At 68.5% G+C, this 18,335-nt stretch carries 19 protein-coding genes and 1 pseudogene; 13 read left to right on the top strand and 7 right to left on the bottom strand.

Annotation, left to right across the window (positions count from 1 at the left end; all coding sequences use genetic code 11):
* The first annotated feature begins 8 nt into the window (after window positions 1-8).
* From ACWEOI_RS10660 to ACWEOI_RS10640, 5 genes are read left to right on the top strand one after another with little or no spacing between them, the layout of a single operon-like run.
* The gene (locus tag ACWEOI_RS10660; protein WP_452359471.1) at window positions 9-2,012 is read left to right on the top strand and encodes an ATP-binding protein; all 2,004 of its coding nucleotides are present in this window, start codon (window positions 9-11) and stop codon (window positions 2,010-2,012) included.
* Window positions 2,009-3,169: an acyl-CoA dehydrogenase family protein gene (locus tag ACWEOI_RS10655; protein ID WP_379271135.1), complete on the top strand. Its 1,161-nt coding sequence runs from the start codon at window positions 2,009-2,011 to the stop codon at window positions 3,167-3,169. The genes ACWEOI_RS10660 and ACWEOI_RS10655 overlap by 4 nt, the downstream gene beginning before the upstream one ends.
* Entirely contained in the window at window positions 3,166-3,699 is a 534-nt protein-coding gene (locus tag ACWEOI_RS10650) for a MaoC/PaaZ C-terminal domain-containing protein (protein WP_433668611.1), read from the top strand. The genes ACWEOI_RS10655 and ACWEOI_RS10650 overlap by 4 nt, the downstream gene beginning before the upstream one ends.
* Complete coding sequence (locus ACWEOI_RS10645) at window positions 3,696-4,529, top strand: aldolase/citrate lyase family protein (RefSeq protein WP_433668609.1); 834 nt, start codon at window positions 3,696-3,698, stop codon at window positions 4,527-4,529. Before ACWEOI_RS10650 ends, ACWEOI_RS10645 begins: the two co-directional genes overlap by 4 nt.
* 5 nt (window positions 4,530-4,534) lie before the next feature.
* Window positions 4,535-6,478, top strand: coding sequence for an acetoacetate--CoA ligase (locus ACWEOI_RS10640; RefSeq protein WP_452359470.1), 1,944 nt, complete (start codon window positions 4,535-4,537; stop codon window positions 6,476-6,478).
* A gap of 28 nt (window positions 6,479-6,506) precedes the next feature.
* On the opposite strand, the gene ACWEOI_RS10635 is transcribed toward ACWEOI_RS10640, so the two are convergent.
* The 3 genes from ACWEOI_RS10635 to ACWEOI_RS10625 all read right to left on the bottom strand — a co-directional run bounded on the left by ACWEOI_RS10635 (window position 6,507) and on the right by ACWEOI_RS10625 (window position 8,910).
* Entirely contained in the window at window positions 6,507-6,932 is a 426-nt protein-coding gene (locus ACWEOI_RS10635; RefSeq protein ID WP_433668606.1) for a DUF4254 domain-containing protein, read from the bottom strand.
* A gap of 210 nt (window positions 6,933-7,142) precedes the next feature.
* Window positions 7,143-7,724 carry a TetR family transcriptional regulator gene (locus ACWEOI_RS10630; protein WP_433668604.1) on the bottom strand — a complete coding sequence of 194 codons (582 nt, stop codon included), beginning with the start codon at window positions 7,722-7,724 and terminating at the stop codon, window positions 7,143-7,145.
* 37 nt (window positions 7,725-7,761) lie between these two features.
* Window positions 7,762-8,910 carry an epoxide hydrolase family protein gene (locus tag ACWEOI_RS10625; protein ID WP_452359469.1) on the bottom strand — a complete coding sequence of 383 codons (1,149 nt, stop codon included), beginning with the start codon at window positions 8,908-8,910 and terminating at the stop codon, window positions 7,762-7,764.
* Window positions 8,911-9,005: 95 nt separating this feature from the next.
* On the opposite strand from ACWEOI_RS10625, the gene ACWEOI_RS10620 reads away from it, so the two are divergent.
* Window positions 9,006-9,974, top strand: coding sequence for a helix-turn-helix transcriptional regulator (locus tag ACWEOI_RS10620; protein WP_452359582.1), 969 nt, complete (start codon window positions 9,006-9,008; stop codon window positions 9,972-9,974).
* Between the two features lie 14 nt (window positions 9,975-9,988).
* Here the strand turns inward: ACWEOI_RS10620 and ACWEOI_RS10615 are convergent.
* The 3 genes and pseudogenes from ACWEOI_RS10615 to ACWEOI_RS10605 all read right to left on the bottom strand — a co-directional run.
* A pseudogene (locus ACWEOI_RS10615) lies at window positions 9,989-10,588 on the bottom strand (DUF222 domain-containing protein); the annotation flags it as partial.
* A gap of 73 nt (window positions 10,589-10,661) precedes the next feature.
* The gene (locus ACWEOI_RS10610) at window positions 10,662-11,387 is read right to left on the bottom strand and encodes an ABC transporter ATP-binding protein (protein ID WP_452359468.1); all 726 of its coding nucleotides are present in this window, start codon (window positions 11,385-11,387) and stop codon (window positions 10,662-10,664) included.
* A 35-nt stretch (window positions 11,388-11,422) separates the two neighbouring features.
* Window positions 11,423-12,472, bottom strand: a complete 1,050-nt coding sequence (locus ACWEOI_RS10605; protein ID WP_433668598.1) for an ABC transporter permease — start codon at window positions 12,470-12,472, stop codon at window positions 11,423-11,425.
* Between the two features lie 129 nt (window positions 12,473-12,601).
* Between ACWEOI_RS10605 and ACWEOI_RS10600 the strand changes: the two genes are divergently transcribed.
* Together ACWEOI_RS10600 and ACWEOI_RS10595 are read left to right on the top strand one after the other, a co-directional pair.
* A complete protein-coding gene (locus ACWEOI_RS10600; RefSeq protein ID WP_452359467.1) occupies window positions 12,602-13,756 on the top strand; it encodes a sensor histidine kinase in 1,155 nt (384 codons plus the stop codon).
* Entirely contained in the window at window positions 13,753-14,388 is a 636-nt protein-coding gene (locus ACWEOI_RS10595; protein ID WP_452359466.1) for a LuxR C-terminal-related transcriptional regulator, read from the top strand. Before ACWEOI_RS10600 ends, ACWEOI_RS10595 begins: the two co-directional genes overlap by 4 nt.
* A gap of 19 nt (window positions 14,389-14,407) precedes the next feature.
* Here the strand turns inward: ACWEOI_RS10595 and ACWEOI_RS10590 are convergent, their stop codons facing one another.
* On the bottom strand, window positions 14,408-15,289 hold the full coding sequence (locus ACWEOI_RS10590; protein WP_433668593.1) for an NmrA family NAD(P)-binding protein: 882 nt from the start codon (window positions 15,287-15,289) through the stop codon (window positions 14,408-14,410).
* 103 nt (window positions 15,290-15,392) lie between these two features.
* On the opposite strand from ACWEOI_RS10590, the gene ACWEOI_RS10585 reads away from it, so the two are divergent.
* Genes ACWEOI_RS10585 through cobM form a run of 5 tightly spaced genes read left to right on the top strand, consistent with a single transcriptional unit; the run spans window position 15,393 to window position 18,107 of the window.
* Window positions 15,393-15,866: a MarR family transcriptional regulator gene (locus ACWEOI_RS10585; RefSeq protein ID WP_433668591.1), complete on the top strand. Its 474-nt coding sequence runs from the start codon at window positions 15,393-15,395 to the stop codon at window positions 15,864-15,866.
* Between the two features lie 19 nt (window positions 15,867-15,885).
* A complete protein-coding gene (locus ACWEOI_RS10580) occupies window positions 15,886-16,311 on the top strand; it encodes a PPOX class F420-dependent oxidoreductase (protein ID WP_452359465.1) in 426 nt (141 codons plus the stop codon).
* A gap of 50 nt (window positions 16,312-16,361) precedes the next feature.
* Window positions 16,362-16,970 (top strand): TetR/AcrR family transcriptional regulator C-terminal ligand-binding domain-containing protein, encoded by a 609-nt coding sequence (locus ACWEOI_RS10575; RefSeq protein WP_433668588.1) that lies wholly within the window; start codon window positions 16,362-16,364, stop codon window positions 16,968-16,970.
* A complete protein-coding gene (locus ACWEOI_RS10570) occupies window positions 16,967-17,326 on the top strand; it encodes a DoxX family protein (RefSeq protein ID WP_433668586.1) in 360 nt (119 codons plus the stop codon). The genes ACWEOI_RS10575 and ACWEOI_RS10570 overlap by 4 nt, the downstream gene beginning before the upstream one ends.
* A 22-nt stretch (window positions 17,327-17,348) precedes the next feature.
* A complete protein-coding gene (gene cobM / locus ACWEOI_RS10565; RefSeq protein ID WP_379271151.1) occupies window positions 17,349-18,107 on the top strand; it encodes a precorrin-4 C(11)-methyltransferase in 759 nt (252 codons plus the stop codon).
* The last annotated feature ends 228 nt before the right edge of the window (window positions 18,108-18,335 follow it).

The raw sequence follows: 18,335 nt of genomic DNA, 5'->3' as shown, positions 1-18,335 counted from the left end.
TGACCTTGATGAACAAAGCTCAGCCCGTCGTGTTCGACACCGTGCTCGTCGCCAATCGCGGCGAGATCGCGGTCCGGGTGATTCGCACCTTGCGCGACATGGGAATTCGATCCGTCGCCGTCTACAGCGACGCCGACGCCGACGCCCGCCACGTGCGCGAGGCCGACACCGCGGTCCGCCTCGGCCCGGCCGCCGCGCGCGAGTCCTACCTGAACATCGACAAGGTGGTCGCCGCCGCCGTGCGCTCCGGCGCGCAGGCCGTGCACCCGGGATACGGCTTCCTGTCCGAGAATTCGGCCTTCGCGGCCGCGCTCGAGGCGGCGGGCATCGCCTTCCTGGGCCCGTCCGCGCGCGCCATCGAGATCATGGGCGACAAGATCACCGCCAAGAACGCGGTCGCCGAATACGGCGTGCCCGTGGTGCCCGGCATCGCCAAGCCGGGTCTCACCGACGCCGAGTTGATCGCGGCCGCGACCGAGATCGGCTACCCGGTGCTGGTCAAGCCGTCCGCCGGTGGCGGCGGCAAGGGCATGCGCCGGGTCGACGATCCCGCCGACCTGCCCGCCGCCCTGGTCAGCGCCCGCCGCGAGGCCGGGGCCGCCTTCGGCGACGACACCCTGTTCCTGGAACGCTTCGTCACCCGCCCCCGCCACATCGAGGTGCAGATCCTGGCCGACCAGTTCGGTCACGTGCTGCACCTGGGCGAACGCGAGTGCAGCCTGCAGCGCCGCCACCAGAAGGTGATCGAGGAAGCCCCCTCGCCCTTGCTGGACGCCCGCACCCGGGCCCGGATCGGCGCGGCCGCCTGCAATACCGCCCGCAGTGTCGACTACGTCGGCGCGGGCACCGTCGAGTTCATCGTCTCCGCGGACCAGCCGGACGAGTTCTTCTTCATGGAGATGAACACCCGGCTGCAGGTGGAACATCCGGTCACCGAACTGGTCACCGGCGTCGACCTGGTGGAATGCCAGGTCCGCATCGCGGCCGGACAGAAGCTGTCCGCCGCGCAGGAGGACGTCCGGCTCACCGGGCACGCCATCGAGGCGCGCGTGTACGCCGAGGACCCGGGCCGCGACTTCCTGCCCACCGGCGGCACCGTGCTCGCCCTGTCCGAGCCGGAAGGCCCGGGCGTGCGGGTGGATTCGGGCCTGCGCACCGGCACCGTGGTCGGCTCCGACTACGACCCGATGCTGTCCAAGGTCATCGCGCACGCCGCCGACCGCGGCGCGGCCATCGCCGCACTCGATGCGGCCCTGCGGGACACACAGATCCTCGGTGTGCGCACCAATACCGATTTCGCGCGCTTCCTGCTCGCCGACCCGGACGTCCTCGCCGGACGGCTCGACACTGGCCTGCTGGACCGCCGCGCCGCCGACTTCGCCCCCGCCGCCGTCACCGACGAGCAGTTCATCGCGGCCGCCGCGCGGCTGTGGCTGCGGCACTGGCCGGACGGCCCGGTGGATCCGTGGCAGCTGCCCACCGGCTGGCGGGTCGGCGCGCACGCGCCCTTCGGCATCCGCCTGATCGGCGGCGACCGCACCGCGCACGTGTTCTTCTCCGGCACCCCGGACCGGGCCACCACCTGGATCGAGGACGGCGAGCGGCGCACCCTCACCGTCGATTCCGACGGCGACACCCTCACCCTCGCCATCGACGGCCTGCGCGGCCGCTACCGGGTCGCCACCGCGCCCGGGCACATCTGGGTCGCCGACCGCACCGGCACCGCCCTGCTGCGCGAGGTCGCCGAGGCCGACGTCCGCGGCGGCGACGCCCACGTCGGCGACGCCGAGATCCAGAGCCCCATGCCGGGTTCGGTCATCGCCACCCCCGCCGCCGACGGCGATGTCGTCGCGGCGGGCGCCCCCATCGTGGTCGTGGAGGCCATGAAGATGGAACACACCCTCACCGCCCCCATCGCCGGCCGCGTCGAACTGCTGGTCGAGCCGGGCGCGCAGGTGAAACTCGAACAGCCGCTGGCTCGCATCATCGCCGAGGAGAACACCCAGTCATGACCGATTTCCTGTCCACCGGAACGCTTCCGGACGAGTACCGCGAACTCGCCCTCACCGTCCGCGACTTCGCCAACCAGGTGGTGGCCCCGGTCGCCGCCAAGCACGACGCCGAGCACAGCTTCCCGTACGAGGTCGTCTCCGGCATGGCCGACATGGGCCTGTTCGGCCTGCCGTTCCCCGAGGAGTTCGGCGGCATGGGCGGCGACTACTTCGCGCTCTGCCTGGCGCTCGAGGAGCTCGGCAAGGTCGACCAGAGTGTCGCCATCACCCTGGAGGCCGGTGTCTCGCTGGGCGCCATGCCGATCTACCGCTTCGGCAACGACAAGCAGAAGGCGGAGTGGCTGCCGCTGCTGGCCAGTGGGCGCGCGCTGGGCGCGTTCGGCCTCACCGAGCCGGGTGCGGGCAGTGATGCGGGCGGCACCCGCACCACCGCGGTGCTCGACGGCGACAGCTGGATCATCAACGGCTCCAAGCAGTTCATCACCAACTCGGGCACCGATATCACCCGGCTGGTGACGGTCACCGCGGTCACCGGGGGAGTGGACGGCAAGAAGGAGATCTCCACGATCATCGTTCCCGCCGACACCCCGGGCTTCACCGCCGAGCCCGCCTACAACAAGGTCGGCTGGAACGCCTCCGACACCCACCCGCTCAGCTTCGTCGACGTCCGGGTGCCGGAGGAGAACCTGCTCGGCGAGCGCGGCCGCGGCTACGCCAACTTCCTGCGCATCCTCGACGAGGGCCGGATCGCCATCGCCGCGCTGTCGGTCGGCGCGGCCCAGGGCTGCGTGGACGAGAGCGTCCGCTACGCCAAGGACCGCGAGGCCTTCGGCCGCCCGATCGGCAGCAACCAGGCCATCGCCTTCAAGATCGCCCGCATGGAGGCCCGCGCCCACATGGCCCGCACCGCCTACTACGACGCGGCCGCGCTCATGCTGTCCGGCAAGCCGTTCAAGAAGCAGGCCGCCATCGCCAAGCTGGTCGCCAGCGAGGCCGCCATGGACAATGCCCGCGACGCCACGCAGATCTTCGGCGGCTACGGGTTCATGAACGAATATGCTGTGGCCCGGCACTATCGCGACAGCAAGATCCTGGAAATCGGTGAGGGCACCACGGAGGTGCAGTTGATGCTGATCGGTCGGGAGCTCGGCCTGTGAGCGAGCGCAGCGAGCGTCCATCGGACACAGTCGAGGTGAAGCGGGTCGTCCAGCGCGGCTTGTGGTTCGACGAGTTCGAGGTCGGTGTGGTCTATGAGCACCGGCCGGGGCGGACCATCACCGAGGCCGACAATGTGCTGTTCACGACCTTGACCATGAACACCCAGGCCCTGCACCTGGACGCGGCGTTCTCCGAGGCGCTGCCGCCGTTCCATCAGCGACTGGTGAACTCCATGTTCACGCTCTCGACGCTGGTCGGTCTGTCGGTCGCCCAGCTGACGCAGGGCACCATCGTGGCCAACCTCGGCTTCTCCGATATCGCGTTCCCCAAGCCGCTCTTCCACGGCGACACGCTGTACGCGGAGACCGTGGTCACCGAGCTGCGCGAGTCCAAGAGCCGGCCGGGCGAGGGCATCGTGACCTTCGCGCACACCGGCCGCAATCAACACGGTGACGTCGTCGCCACCGCCGTCCGCAAGACCCTGGTGAGGCGGAATCCACTGACCAGCTCGCTGGAGGAGCCTTCATGAGTTGGGAAATGCCCGGCCCCGCTTGGCTTTTCTGCCCCGCCGACCGCCCCGAGCGCTACGGCAAGGCGCTCGCGGCCGCCGACGTGGTCATCATCGACCTCGAGGACGGCGTCGCCGAATCCGACAAGGCCGCGGCCCGCGAGGCGCTGATCGCCAACCCGCTCGACCCCGAGCGCACCGTCGTGCGGGTGAACGCCGCGGGCACCCTCGAGCACATGCTCGACCTGGACGCCCTGGTGCGCACCGAGTACCGCCGCATCATGCTGCCGAAATGCGAATCGGCCGAGCAGATCACGCGGCTCACCGACTACGAGGTGATCGCGCTCATCGAATCCCCGCTGGGCGCGCTCGCCGTCGGCCGGGCGGTCATGGTGCGCAATGCCATCGGCGTCATGTGGGGCGCGGAGGACCTGGTCGCCGCGCTGGGCGGCAATTCCAGCCGACACGCGCACGGCGGCTACCGCGATGTGGCCCGGCACGTGCGGTCGCAGTCGCTGCTGGCGGCCAAGGCGTACGGCAAGTTCGCGCTGGACTCGGTGTATCTCGACATCGCGGATCTGACCGGGCTGGCCGCCGAGTCCGAGGACGCGGTGGCCATCGGCTTCGACGCCAAGGTGGCCATCCACCCCCGTCAGCTGCCGGTCATCCGGACCGCCTACGCGCCCGCCGCCACGGAGGTCGACTGGGCGCAAAGGCTTTTGGTGGAAGCACCCAACCATCGGGGTGTCTTCACCTTCGAAGGGCGCATGGTGGATATGCCGGTCATCCGGCACGCCGAGCGCATCGTGCAGCGGGCCGACGCGGCCGGCAGCGCGGGATACGCGTTGTAGGAGGTATGGCGGTGGAACCACAGTGGGTGCCGAGCGACGACGATCTCGCCCAGGCCCAGGTGACCAGCTTCGCGCTGTTCGCCGAGAAGCGGACAGGACTGTCCTTCCCGGACTATCAGGCCTTGTGGCAGTGGTCGATCGACGACCTGGAAGGGTTCTGGGGCGCGCTCTGGGACTACTTCGACCTCGGCGACCGGACCGGCGACGTGCTCGGCTCCACGGAAATGCCGGGCGCGCGGTGGTTCCCGGGGGCGCGGCTGAACTATGTCGAGCAGGTGCTGCGGCAGGTTCGTGACGACCGGCCCGCGATCCTGTCGGTCGACGAGACCGGCGAGATCACCGAGATCTCCTGGGCAGCGCTGGTCGCCACCGCCGCCGGGTTCGCGCGCACCCTGCGCGAAATGGGCGTCGGCCCCGGCGACCGGGTCGCCGGATACCTGCCGAACATCGCCGAAGCCGTGATCGCGTTCCTGGCCACCGCCGGTATCGGAGCCGTCTGGAGCGCTTGCGGGCAGGACTATTCCGCGCAGGCCGCCCTCGACCGGCTCGGCCAACTCGAACCGAAGGTGCTGGTCACGGCCGACGGGTACCGCTTCGGCGGCAAGGTGCACGACAAGACCGCCGATATCGCGGCGCTGCGTGCGGGCCTGCCGTCGCTGGCCGGGACCGTGGTGGTGTCGCGCATCGGCGCGGCCGTGCCGGACGCGATCGCCTGGGCGAACGTCGATCCGGGCGACGCGGATGTCGACTTCGACATCGAAGCCGTGGATTTCGCGCACCCGCTGTGGGTGCTGTACTCGTCCGGCACCACCGGCAAGCCCAAGGGCATCGTGCACGGACACGGCGGCGTGCTGCTGGAGCACCTGAAAGCCGTTGCCCTGCAATCCGATATCGGGCCCGACGACACGTTCTTCTGGTACACCAGCCCCAGCTGGATGATGTGGAACTTCCAGGTCGCCGGACTGCTGGTCGGCGCCACCATCGTCTGCTACGACGGCAGCCCCGCCGCGCCCACCCCGGACGCGCTGTGGCGGCTGGCCGCCCGCACCCGCGCCACCGTCCTCGGCACCAGCCCCGGCTACGTGCTGGCCTGCGCCAAGGCCGGATCCGTGCCCCGCACCGACCACGACCTGTCCGCGCTGCGGCTGGTCGGCATCACCGGCTCGTCGCTGCCGCCGTCGTCCTCGCTGTGGCTGCGCGACAATGTCGGCGAGCGGGTGCCGGTGGCCTCGATCAGCGGCGGCACCGACGTGGTGTCGGCGTTCATCGGCGGCGTCCGCACCGTGCCGGTGTGGCCGGGTGAACTGTCGGCCCCGTATCTGGGTGTGGCCCTGGACGCCTGGGACGAACAGGGCAATCCGGTTCGGGACGAGGTCGGTGAGCTGGTCATCACCAAGCCGATGCCGTCCATGCCGGTGTCGTTCTGGAACGACGCCGACGGCTCCCGCTACCGTGACGCCTACTTCGAGATGTTCCCCGGCGTCTGGCGGCACGGCGACTGGATCACCATCACCGGCCACGGCAGCATCGTCGTGCACGGGCGCTCGGATTCCACCCTGAATCGGCAGGGCATCCGGATGGGCAGCGCCGACATCTACCAGGCGGTGGAACGTATTCCGGAGATCGCCGAGGCGCTGGTCATCGGTGCCGAACAGCCCGACGGCGGCTATTGGATGCCATTGTTCGTGGTGCTCACCCCCGGCGTCGAATTGACCGACGAATTGCGCGGCCGGATCAATGCGACCATTCGCGCCGAGGTGTCCCCGCGGCATGTCCCCGACGAAATCATCGCCGCGCCCGGCATTCCGCACACCCGCACCGGCAAGAAGCTGGAAGTGCCGATCAAGAAGCTCTTCCAGGGCGCGGAAGCCGCCACCGTGGTGGCCCCCACCGCCGTCGACGTGCCCGAACTGCTCGATTGGTACGCCGCTCAGAAGCCTCGCGGATAACCGGAAGCCCGCGGATGAGCGGGGTTACTCAGTGTGCACCGGGCAGGCGCCGCCGCCCGGTGCATACCTCCGACGCCAAATCCTCGTAGCCGACGGCCAATTCGGCCAGATGCTCCCAGGTCACGGTGAGATCCCGGCCGGATTCGCGCGCCAGGGCGGCATAGGCGGCGGCGGTGAGCCGGGCCAGCCGATCGATGACCGCGCCGAGCGTCTCGGTGTGCACGCGGGCCGCGCCGTGTGACGGTGGCAATTGCGCCGTCACCCAGCAGTCGATCTCGTGCACCAAATTCGAACGGCGCGTGTCGAGTTCGGTGAGCTGCTCCGGCCGGGCGCTGAGCAGGCGCTCGTGTAGTCCGGTCAGATCGTGCGCGGCGCGCAATAGTGGATGTCCGGGAAAACCTGTCCCACGGCAAGCCTGAAGGACCTGGTTCTTGGATGGCAGTGTGTCCCTCATCGCTACTGCTCCTAATACCGCTCCCTGCGAATTCCAAGCACAGTAGTCAGCGCAGATGACAGGGACGTGTCTGCCGGTTCAACAGCCCACTGCCATTCCGCTAGGGGAACCTCCCCATAACCGACGATCAATCGGTGAGCCTGTTCTATATGGAACGATCAGTCTCGAATCCGGCCGGTCGTGAAAACTGTGGATGAATCGGAAATCCGTTCAGGCGAGCACGGATACGGCTGTCCGCGCGGCATCACGCAGGCGCGCAGCGGAATCCGGCGTTCGCTCGAGGACTCGGACACCCTGGAGGAAAACCAGGAGGAATCGGGCAAGTGAACGCGGATCCGAATCCGCGGCCAGTTCCCCCTGCGCGCGAGCCCGCAGCAATGCCGAAGTCAACGTCGTTTCCAGGTGCGCCCAGCTGGACTCCACCAGCCGCGCCACCGCCTCGTCGGTGCGGGCCCGTTCGACCGCGCTGTTCACCACCATGCAACCCAGATACGAATCGGGACTGGAGGCTTCACGCACGAACCGCTCGACCAGTCCGCGCACCGCCGGCAGTACCGGACCGGGCTGCGACAGCTCCGCCATGATGGCCGGATCGGTGGTCTCGAGATAGCGCCGCAGAGCCTTCAGATAGAGGTCGCGCTTGCCGCCGAAGGTGCCGTAGATGCTCGCCTTGGCAATCCCAAGACGCTCAACCAGATCCGCCATCGAGGTCGCCTCGTAGCCCTGCTCCCAGAACAATTCGAGAGCGCGGTGCAAGGCGGTGCCGGGGTCGAACTCCTTGGTCCTCGCCATGACGAGCACCCTACGTCTTTCGGGACCGACCGGTCCGCTAACGTCGCCGTGACACGAGGTCGAAGAAGGTCTGGATATCGGCCGCGTGCGCCCCGGGCACATCCATGGCGAGGAAATGGTTACCGGTGTTGCCCTCGGGCCAGTACGCGATGGTGTTATCGCGTTCCGCGAGGCGGCGCATGAGCGGCGATCCGCCGGAATACACGCCGATCGGGACCAGTTTCTGGCCCGCCGGCCAGGCGAATCCGTCCTCGCCGAGGCCGTTGTACATGGGCCACGATGAGGTGGCGCCGGTATTGGTGAACCAGAAGACGCTCGCGTTGGCCAGCAGCTGGTCGCGATCCACCGCCTCCTCCAGGTGATCGGCCAGCGGTGAGAACTCGTTGAACTTGTGCACCAGCCAGCCCAGTAGCCCGACCGGCGAATCGGCCCACCCGTGCGCGAAGGTCTGCGGCGCCTGCCGCAACAGCACGTGGTGGTTCACCCCGGACTGCCACTTCTGCATGAGATCCCATTCGGCGCGCTCCTCGGCCGTCATGGTCGGCACGTCCGCCGCGGTCGGCATCCCGATACCGCCGTCGATGTGCACGCCGATCAGATGATCCGGATCGGCGATCGCCATCTCCTGCACCACGTACGCGCCCAGATCCCCGCCCTGCGCGCCGTACCGGTCGTAACCGAGCCGCGCCATCAGCTCCACCCACATCCGGGCGACCCGGCGCGGCTTCATCCCCGGCTCACGCGGCGCCTCGGAGAACCCGAACCCGGGTACCGACGGAATCACCACGTGGAAAGCCCGCGCCGATTCCATGCCGTGCGCCCGGGGATTCGTCAGCAGCGGAATGGTTTTCGTGAACTCGACGAAGCTGTTCGGCCACCCGTGCGTGAGGATCAGCGGCACCGCGTCCGGATCCTCGGAACGCACATGCAGGAAATGCACATCCAGCCCGTCGATCTCGGTCAGGAACTGGGGGAACTCATTGAATGCGGTTTCCTCTGCGCGCCAGTCGAATTCGGTACGCCAATACTCGGCCAGCTCGCGCAGATAGTCCACCGGCACACCGCGCTCCCAGCCCTGCCCCGGCAGCTGCCCGCTCCACCTGGCCCGCGCCAGGCGGTCGTGGAGGTCGTCGAGCTCGGACTGCGGCACGGCGATGCGGAACGGGCGGATATCGGTGCTGGTCATCGTGGCTCCCCTTGGTATTCGGTGAACGGTTCACCGACCAAGTTACGAAGCATGTAGGACTATTGTTGTCCTACTTCGAGCGCAGGATGGAATTCATGAGCGATACGTCGGCCCGGCTGCTCCGTTTGCTGTCCCTCCTGCAGACCCCGCGCGAATGGCCCGGCAGCGAACTGGCGGACCGTCTCGGCGTCACCGACCGCACGGTGCGCCGCGATATCGACCGGCTCCGCGACCTCGGCTACCCGGTCGAGGCCACCATGGGCGCGACCGGCGGCTATCGACTGGTGGCCGGCGCCGCCATGCCGCCGCTGCTCCTCGACGACGACGAGGCCGTGGCCATCGCCGTCGGCCTGCGCGGCGCCGCGGGATCCGCCATCGCCGGCATCGAGGAGGCCTCGGTCCGCGCGCTCGCCAAACTCGAACAGGTCCTGCCCGCCAAGCTGCGCCGCCGAGTGCGGGTTCTGGGTGTCGCCACCATCGCGCCCGGTGCGGGTGCGAAGTCCGTGGACCCGGAGCTGCTCACCGCACTCGCGGCGGCGATCTCCAATACTGAACGCGTCCGTTTCGCGTACGAGGCGGCGGATGGTGCCGAGACCCGTCGGCATGTGGAGCCGGTCGGGCTCGTGCCCTATCGGCACCGCTGGTACCTGGTTGGGTTCGATCTCGACCGCGATGACTGGCGGAGCTTTCGAGCGGACAGGGTCAGTCGGGTGCTCGCGACCGGCGCTCGGTTCGTTGCCCGAGAGCTTCCCGCCGCGGACCCCGCTGCCTACATCACCGGTGATCGAACCGATTGGGGGACGCCGTCGCTGCACTTTCTCGTGGATATCGCTGCTCCTGCCTCGGCCGTGATCGGGCGGCTGGGGGAGGGGCCGGGCGATGTAGTCGCGCGGGGGCCGGAGGCTTGTGCGTTGGATATGCGGCGAGATGACTTGCCCGAGTGGGTGGCGCATCGATTGCTGCAGTTGGGGGTTGAGATCACGGTGCATGGTCCGGCGGAGTTGGTGGAGGAGATTCGTGCGATCCGTGATCGTGCAGGGCGTGCGGTCAAAGACAAGAGCTGAAAGACCAAAGACTCAACGGCATCGAGGCACGCACGCAGCTCGGGGGTGATCCAGCCTTCGATGCGGGTTATCCCGTCCACTCCAGGGCGGCACAGGGTGATTCCGCGACGGCGGCGACGGTCGGCGTCGGAGATGACCTTCCCGTCGGGATCGAGGCGGGCGAGGATGTCGCGACCGATCTTCAACAGATCATCGGGCCACCCATTGCGCGAGTAGTTGACGAGGATCTGTTCGGCCTCGGCGCGCGCTTCGGTGGGCACGTCGACGGGAAGGTGGTTCATCACGTCCATGATGTGGCGGACGTGATCGCGCGAGATGTCTGTGGCGGCAAACGCTTCGGCTGTCACCGGCAGCACCGGCGGGGCGACGCGTCCGGTCTGCTGCACGAATTCGCCGCAGTGGTGTGTGATCTTTACCCGCACCGCCGCGTCGTGGCGGGACAGGCCGAGGGTGTGGCGCAGGAACGGCACCATCTTCCCCGCACCGCTACGCGCGTGCAGGGACCGTTCTCCCGCTTCGATGATCAGGCGAGTGTCCAGGGCGGCGAGTTGACGCTGGGTCGAGACTGCGGCCGCCAGTTCAGCGATACCGCAGTCGTCGAGTGTCACCCCCATTCGAATCCATGCCTCCATTTTACGCCCGTGCTATTACCCAGGGAACACGAAATGTCCGGTATACCTTAGTAATTCATGCAGCAATTGCCGATTGCTGCTGTGTAAGAACACCATCCACCATCTGGTAAACGCTGTCCATCTGATCCAAATGTGAAAGATCGTGTGTAACAAGCAAAGTGGCTGCACCATGCTCTCGCACGATCCCAACGATCAAGTCGATGATCGCCGCCCCGCGCTCCTGATCCAACGCACTGGTCGGTTCATCGATGACCAGCAGCGACGGATCGTTCATCAGCGCTCGGGCGATATTGACCCGCTGCCGCTGCCCGCCCGAGAGCTGAGCGGGCCGCTTGTTCTCGTGGCCGCTCAACCCCACCGCGTGCAGCAGATCCCGTGCCCGCGCACGAGCTTCGCGCCGCGTGCCGGGGGAGACGAACCAGCTCTGCCCCAGGTGCACCATCGCCTCGAGTTGCTCGATGGTGGTCAGCGCCGGCACCAGATTGGACTGCTGGAACACGATCCCGATCGAGTTCCGCCGCATCGTCGCCGCGTCCCGGCGGCTCAGCTCGGCGAGATTCACGTTTCCCGAGGCGGTTTCGAGCTCCACCCGCCCCGAGTCCGGCCGCAGCAGCGTCGACACCGTGGCCAGCAGTGTGGATTTGCCGGACCCCGACGGCCCTGTGATGGCGGCGATCTCGCCGCCGCCCACGCGCAGGTTCACGTGGTCGAGCGCGGTGATGCGGTCCGCGCCGTCCGGGAAGGTGAGGGTGAGGTCGGAGACGGTCAGTGTGTTGGTCATCGCGATGCTCCTGGGAGGCAAAGGGATCGTGGTCATCAGCGGGCCTGGTTGAGCGCGGTCAGCGGATCGGTGGTGACGAGGAAGCGCAGGGCGAAGGCGGCGCCCAGCAGGCCGAGCGCGATCAGGGCGGCGGCCGGGAAGAGTGTCGTGCTCGCGCTGAGGATGAACGGCACCGCGCCGCCCATGAACAGTCCGGCCACGACCGTGATTCCGACACCCACGCCGACACCGAGCAGCAGCACGATCAGGGCCTGGCTCAAGGCATCCCGGATCAGGGAGCCGGTGGTCGCGCCCAAGGCCTTCAAGGTCGCGATGTCGGGCTGTCGCTGCACGGTCCACACCGTGAAGAACGCGCCGATCACGAGCGCCGAGATGGCGAACAGCATGACGGTCATCAGCGTGAGCGACCCGTTCTCGGCCTGGTAGGAGGACATGGCGGACAGTGAGTTCTTGCTGCTGGTCGTGGTGGTGTGAGCACTCGAGTTCAGTGCCTTCTGTTCGCTCACCCCCGAGACCGCGAGGATGGTGGCCGCCCCCGAGCGCGGGTTCAGCGCCTGCCAGTCCGACAGGGTCATCCACACCACCGGGGTGTGCGCGTACCAGTCGTCGTCGGTCACGCCCGCCACGCTGTAGCGAGCCGAGCCCAGCTCGACCGTGTCACCGGACTTCGCATCGAGGTTCTTCGCGGCCGCCTTGGAGAGGATCACCGATCCGGGTTCGGTAGCTGTGCGCTTGCCGAAGGGGGTGCCCTGCACGCCGAACAGCGCCACCTGGGTGGGGGACGCGCCGTTGACGGTGGCGCGGGTGCGGCTGATGCCGATCGGGTCGACGGTGCCGCCCGCGCGCTCCCAGGTCTGCACCTGTTCGGTGCTCAGCGTGGAGGAGTCGAAGGAGGGGGAGGAGCCGGTGTCGGAGAAGACGACGGTGTCGGTCTTCAGCGATTCGATGGCGGAGATGTTCTGGTGCGCCAGACCGGCCGTGAGACCGCTGAGAAAGCTGACCAGCAGCGCGACCAGCGTGACCACCAGGGTAATCAGGAGGAAGCGGCCGCGGGCCGCCCGCAGATCTCTGAATGCGACGAACATACTTACACCCTCGCCGGGAAAGCCCGTCCCGCCATCGCGCCGCGGAACGAATCCCGGTCCGCCAACGGCACGGCGGCGTTTCCTACTTTCGATGGATGCCGGGGTAATTGCCCGGCATAAGCTGGTCGCGTGCACCGGTCCCCCCTGACTCCCGTCTTCTCCGCACTGCAGCTCGGGCTGCACGTGCTGGTCGTGGCGTTGACCGTGGTGGTGGCGGTGCAGGAGGTCGTCTCCGGGGCCCATCAGGTGCTGGTGGTCGTGCTGGCCGAGGTCTTCCTCGGCGTCTACTTCGCCGGGGGACGGTTCCGCCGGAACCTGGTGGGAGCGCGGATCTGGCTCGGTGCGCTGACCCTGCTCTGGCTGGCCCTGGTGCTCGTCGCCCCGCTGGCCGTCTACCTGGTCTTCGGCCTCTTCTTCCTCTATCTGCATCTGCTGCCGCGCTATTGGGGCGTGCTGGCGGTGATCGCCGCGACCGTGGTCGCCGTCGTCGGGTTCGCCGCGCACCGCGGCTGGACGGTCGCCGGTGTGATCGGCCCGCTGCTGGGCGCGCTGGTCGCGGTCGCCATCGGGCTCGGCTACGAGGCGCTGTTCCGGGAGGCCGCGGAACGGCAGCGGCTCATCGACGAATTGCTCGCCACCCGAGAGACTCTCGCCGAACAGGAACGCACCGCGGGCAAGATGGCCGAACGGGAGCGGCTGGCGCAGGAGATCCACGACACCGTCGCGCAGGGGCTCAGCAGTATTCAGCTGCTGCTGCACGCCGTCGAGCGGGCCGCCCCCGATCATCCGGCGCTGGAACGGATTCGGCTGGCCCGGGAGACCGCCGCCGACAGTCTCGTCGAAACCCGCCATCTCATCGCCGAACTCACGCCGGCCGCGCTGGAGGGCCAGTCCCTCGCGGGCGCGCTCACCCGGATCGCGGAGCGGGCCGCCGCCCCAGGGTTGGAGGCGGAGGTTCTCGTCGAGGGCGATCCGCAGGCGCTGCCCATGCCGATCGAGGCCGCGCTGGTCCGCATCGCGCAGGGCGCGGTGTCGAATGTGGTGCGGCACGCGCAGGCTCAGCGCATGCGGGTGACCCTCACCTACGGCGATGACGCCGTGCACCTCGACGTGGTCGACGACGGTGTGGGCATCGATCCGGCCGTGCTGGCCGAATCCCCGTCGGGCAGCTTCGGTTTGAACGCCATGCGCAATCGGGTGGAGCAGCAGGGCGGCACCATGGATGTCGAATCCGAACCCGGCCACACCGCGGTCACCGTCTACTTCCCCTTGGAGGACCAATGATCCGCATCCTCCTCGCCGACGACCACGCCATCGTCCGCGCGGGCCTGCGCGCCCTCCTCGACTCCAGCGTCGCCGAAACCGATTCCGATGACATCGACGTCGTCGGGGAGGTCGCCACCGCCGAGGATTCGGTGGCCTTCTGCTCCACGACCGAGGTCGACCTGGTCCTGATGGACCTCCGCTTCGGTCCCGGCAAGTCCGGCGCCGACGCCACCGCCGCCCTGCGCGGCCTCCCGAACCCGCCGAACGTCCTGGTGGTCACCAACTACGACACCGACGCCGACATCCTCGGCGCCATCGAGGCGGGCGCCGTCGGCTACATCCTCAAGGACACCCCGCCCGCCGAACTCCTCGCCGCCGTCCGCTCCGCCGCCGACGGCGAGAGCGTCCTCTCCCCGTCGGTCGCCTCCCGCCTCATGACCCGGGTCCGCAAACCCGACACCACCCTGAGCCCCCGCGAGATCGAAGTCCTGCGCCTGGTCGCCGACGGCCACTCCAACCGCGAGATCGGCAAACGCCTCTTCCTCTCCGAGACCACCGTCAAATCCCACCTGGTCCACATCTATTCGAAGCTCGGCGTGAAGTCCCGAACCTCCGCCGTGGCCAGGGCCCGAGAGCGCGGAGCGATCTGACCGCGCGGAACCGCCGAACTCAGTGGGCGGCAGGCGCGGCGGCCAGCAGCGCGGGCCAATCCTGGGTCGACGCCCAGTCGGCGAAGGAATGCCAGGCGATCTCGGGGTAGTCGCGGCGCAGACCGGCGACATCGACATCGAGACCGACGGTCGAGAAGTACTCGAACATGGCGGCCAGATCGGTGGAACGGGAGCGCACGTACGCGAGCGGGACCTCCCGGTGCGCGATCGGCGCGCCGATGGCGGCGGCCAGGGTCGCGGCGATCCGCGCGGGCGTGAGCTCGTCCGCCGCGATATCGATACGACGACCGGCGAATTCGGCGCGGCGGTCCAGGGCGAGGGCCGCGAACGCGCCGATATCGGTGGCACAGATCAGGGTCAACGGCTGCTCGGTGGGCATCGGCCAGGAGAACGTCTGCTCGCGCAGGCCGTCCAGGGTCCAGCCGGTGGCGTAGTTGTCCATGAAGGCGGCCGGAGCGATGACGGTCCACGGCACGCCCGAGGCGGTCAGCCGGCGCTCGACCGCGAACTTGCTCTCGTAGTGCGGCACACCGGTTTCGCGGTCGGCGTGCGCGACGGAGGTGAAGACGATGTGGCCGAGGTGAGCGGCGACAGCGGCCTCGACGAGGTTCTCGCCGTGCCGGACCTCGACGGTGGTGTCGGTGTCGAACGGGGTGGTGACCGCGAACAGCGAATCCGCCCCGGCGAGTGCGGCATCCAGCGATGCGCGATCGTCGAAGTCGGCCCGGCGGATCTCCGCGCCGAGCGCGCGCAGCCGCTCGGCGGCGGGGGAGTCGGGGAAGCGGGTGAGGGCGCGGACGTGGTGGCCCCGATCGAGCAGGGCGCGGGCGGTGGCTCCGCCCTGGGCGCCGGTGGCGCCGGTGACCGCGATGGTGAGCATGGTTCCTCCAGGGGTATTATCTGCTGTGCGGCGCATTAACTGCGCCACGCAGCAATCTATTGGAGATTGCTGCGTCGCGCAGCTAATTAGGAGTGTGATCCAGATGACATCCCAGCGTCGCCGGGCGTTGTACGACGAGCTCTCCGGCGAATCGCGCCGGTACATGGCCGCGTACACGCTGTTCAACCAGGCCATCGCGGACAAGCTCGGACTGCATCCCACCGACCTGCAATGCCTGAGCCTGCTCACCGCGGAATCGCAGCCGCTGACGGTCAAGCAGATCGCCGACATGACCGGGTTGACCACGGGTTCCGCCACCCGCCTGGTCGACCGTATGGAACGCGGCGGCTATGTCACCCGCGAAGCCGATCCCGAGGACCGCCGCCGGGTGCTGGTCACCCCGGTCCCCGAGGCGGTCGCTCGCATCACCGCGACGTGGGACGACCTGGGCGAGGGTTGGGAGGCCATGCTGAGCGACCACACCGACGCCGAACTCGAGGCGATCATCGCGCACATGCGAAAGGCTCAGGAGCTCAGCAAAACCCAGATCGCCCGCCTCCGGGGCGCGCGCGGCTGAGCGTCGTACGGTGTCCGCTATGGCCTCACTCTCCGATTCCCGAGTACGCGAGTTTCTGAGCGCGGGCACCCGCACCGGCAAGCTGGCCTTCGTGGCCGCCGACGGCCGTCCCCTGATCGCCCCGATCTGGTTCATCGTCGAGGACGACCACATCGTCTTCAATACCGGCAAGGACACCGCCAAGGGCCGCTCGATCCTGCGCGACGGCCGCGTCACCCTCTGTGTCGACGTATCCGAGCCCCCATACTCTTTCGTTCAGGTGCAGGGCGTGACCGAGGTCTCCGAGGATCCCGACGACCTGATCCGCACCGCCACCGATATCGCCGCCCGCTACATGGGCGCGGACAGCGCCGAGGAGTTCGGCAAGCGCAACGGCGTCCCCGGTGAACTCGTCGTCCGGCTCTTCCCCACCAAGGTCCTCGCCGATTTCAAGGTCAGCGGCTGAAATCTCCGATTATGGAACCGTGAGTTCCGTTATGTGTTAGATTCGGAACCGTGAGTTCCGTATCCGAGGGTCCGCGGCCGGGCCGGCCGCTGTCGGCCGAGACCGATCTGGCCGTTCGCGAGGCGACCGTCGCCCTGCTCGCCGAGGTGGGCTACGCCGGCCTGCGCGTGCAGGACGTGGCGACCCGGGCCGGGGTGGGCAAGGCCGCGCTGTACCGGCGCTGGCCGTCGAAAGCCGCGCTCGCACTGCATCATCTGATCGGGGACCTGCGGCCGCGCGAGTATCGCGACACCGGCGGTCTGCGCGGTGATCTGCACGAGGTCGCGGCGGACTTCGTCGAACGCATGGGGAATCCGCGGGTGCGGGCGGTGCTGCCCGAGCTCATGGCGGATCTGATGCGCGACGGAACGCTGCAGACCGTGTTCGAGGACGTCTGCCTGCTGCCCGAGCGTGAGCTCATCCGGGCGGTCGCCGAGCGGGCGGTCGAGCGCGGGGATCTGGCCCGTGTGCCCGACTTGGATTGGGCGCACGCGCAATTCGCGGGACCGGTCTTCCTCTGGCTCACCATGCTCGGTGGGCAGGGCGATCGGGCGCTGATCGACCGGGTCGCGGATTCCGTTGCCGCGAGCTGGATGTACGACAAGGAGAAGGACCAATGAACACCTGGCTGTGGATCGGGCAGATCGTGCTCGCGGCGTCGTTCGTGCTCGGGGGCGTCGCGAAGGCGGCGATCGAGAAGGACAAGCTGCGTGGCGGAATGCCCTGGGTGGACGACCTGTCGCAGAACGCGGTGCGGGGGATCGGGATCGTGGAGATCCTGGGCGGCCTGGGGGTCGTGCTGCCGTGGGCCACGGGGATCGCGAAGGTGCTGACGCCGATCGCCGCGGTGGGTCTGGCCCTGGTGATGGTCGGCGGGTTCGTGACCCACGTGCGACGCGGGGAGTATGGGCGGTCGTTGTCGAACGTGGTGCTGTTCGTGGTGGCGGTGCTGGTGGCGGTCGGACGGTTCGCCTGAGCGGGTGTGCGAGACTCGCCCGATGACAGTGCACTTCATCGGGGCCGGGCCCGGGGCGGCGGATCTGCTGACCGTGCGCGCGGTCGAACTGCTGCGCCGATCCCCGGTGTGCCTGTACGCGGGGACGTATCTGGACCCGGAAGTGCTGGCGTACTGCGCGCCCGACGCCGAGCTGATCGATACCCAGAAGCTGGATCTGGACGAGATCGTGGCGCACTGCGCGCGGGCGCACGCCGAGGGCAAGGAGGTCGCGCGGCTGTGCTCGGGCGATCCCTCCATATATTCGGCCCTCACCGAACAGAAGCGGCGACTCGACGCGCTGGGGATCCCGTGGGACGTGACGCCCGGGGTGCCCGCGTACGCCGCCGCCGCGGCCCTGCTCGGGGCGGAACTGACTGTGCCCGAACAGGTGCAGTCGGTGGTGTTGACTCGGACACACGCGCGCTCGACGGCTATGCCCGATTCGGAGGCGCTGGCCAATTTCGCCCGCACCCGGGCCACGCTGGTGCTGCACCTGGCCATCACCCGGATCCGCGCCCTCGCGCAGGAGCTGACCGCCGACTACGGCAGTGCCTGCCCGGTGGCCGTGGTGTACCGGGCGACCCAGCCCGAGCAGCAGGTTCTCCGTGGAACCTTGGCCGACATCGCGGACCGTGTGGAGGCAGCCGGGCTGCGGCAGGCCGCGGTCATTCTGGTGGGCCGGGCACTGGCCGAAAGTATCGATTGCGCGCAGTCTCACCTGTACGACCCTGGTCGCGATAGGTCGCATATCACTGGCTGAAACAGTGAAATGGGAAGATAGCCGACGGCTATGGCCCTTTCGGATTCCCGCTTGCGCGCTGCCGGTAGATTGGACCGAGTGTCCGTCACCAGAATCACGACTGTGACCCGGCGTTGGCCGGTGGGTGTGGTCGCGCCCATGTAACAAGATCGGCCAGCTGGGGGGATACCTCCCAGGGAGTCTCGACAACAAAAACAAGACGGTGAAGTAAGCCCCGAACGCCGGACG

The organism is Nocardia sp. NPDC004340, assembly GCF_053602575.1.
This window is presented reverse-complemented; position numbering and strand designations above follow the sequence as displayed.

Excerpts from the sequence above, each read along its gene's own strand:
- ACWEOI_RS10660 (WP_452359471.1), top strand. The coding sequence starts at position 9 with ATGAACAAAGCTCAGCCCGTCGTGTTCGACACCGTGCTCGTCGCCAAT.
- ACWEOI_RS10655 (WP_379271135.1), top strand. The coding sequence starts at position 2,009 with ATGACCGATTTCCTGTCCACCGGAACGCTTCCGGACGAGTACCGCGAA.
- ACWEOI_RS10645 (WP_433668609.1), top strand. The coding sequence starts at position 3,696 with ATGAGTTGGGAAATGCCCGGCCCCGCTTGGCTTTTCTGCCCCGCCGAC.
- ACWEOI_RS10640 (WP_452359470.1), top strand. The coding sequence starts at position 4,535 with ATGGCGGTGGAACCACAGTGGGTGCCGAGCGACGACGATCTCGCCCAG.
- ACWEOI_RS10635 (WP_433668606.1), bottom strand. The coding sequence starts at position 6,932 with ATGAGGGACACACTGCCATCCAAGAACCAGGTCCTTCAGGCTTGCCGT.
- ACWEOI_RS10630 (WP_433668604.1), bottom strand. The coding sequence starts at position 7,724 with ATGGCGAGGACCAAGGAGTTCGACCCCGGCACCGCCTTGCACCGCGCT.
- ACWEOI_RS10625 (WP_452359469.1), bottom strand. The coding sequence starts at position 8,910 with ATGACCAGCACCGATATCCGCCCGTTCCGCATCGCCGTGCCGCAGTCC.
- ACWEOI_RS10620 (WP_452359582.1), top strand. The coding sequence starts at position 9,006 with ATGAGCGATACGTCGGCCCGGCTGCTCCGTTTGCTGTCCCTCCTGCAG.
- ACWEOI_RS10610 (WP_452359468.1), bottom strand. The coding sequence starts at position 11,387 with ATGACCAACACACTGACCGTCTCCGACCTCACCCTCACCTTCCCGGAC.
- ACWEOI_RS10605 (WP_433668598.1), bottom strand. The coding sequence starts at position 12,472 with ATGTTCGTCGCATTCAGAGATCTGCGGGCGGCCCGCGGCCGCTTCCTC.
- ACWEOI_RS10595 (WP_452359466.1), top strand. The coding sequence starts at position 13,753 with ATGATCCGCATCCTCCTCGCCGACGACCACGCCATCGTCCGCGCGGGC.
- ACWEOI_RS10590 (WP_433668593.1), bottom strand. The coding sequence starts at position 15,289 with ATGCTCACCATCGCGGTCACCGGCGCCACCGGCGCCCAGGGCGGAGCC.
- ACWEOI_RS10585 (WP_433668591.1), top strand. The coding sequence starts at position 15,393 with ATGACATCCCAGCGTCGCCGGGCGTTGTACGACGAGCTCTCCGGCGAA.
- ACWEOI_RS10580 (WP_452359465.1), top strand. The coding sequence starts at position 15,886 with ATGGCCTCACTCTCCGATTCCCGAGTACGCGAGTTTCTGAGCGCGGGC.
- ACWEOI_RS10570 (WP_433668586.1), top strand. The coding sequence starts at position 16,967 with ATGAACACCTGGCTGTGGATCGGGCAGATCGTGCTCGCGGCGTCGTTC.
- cobM (WP_379271151.1), top strand. The coding sequence starts at position 17,349 with ATGACAGTGCACTTCATCGGGGCCGGGCCCGGGGCGGCGGATCTGCTG.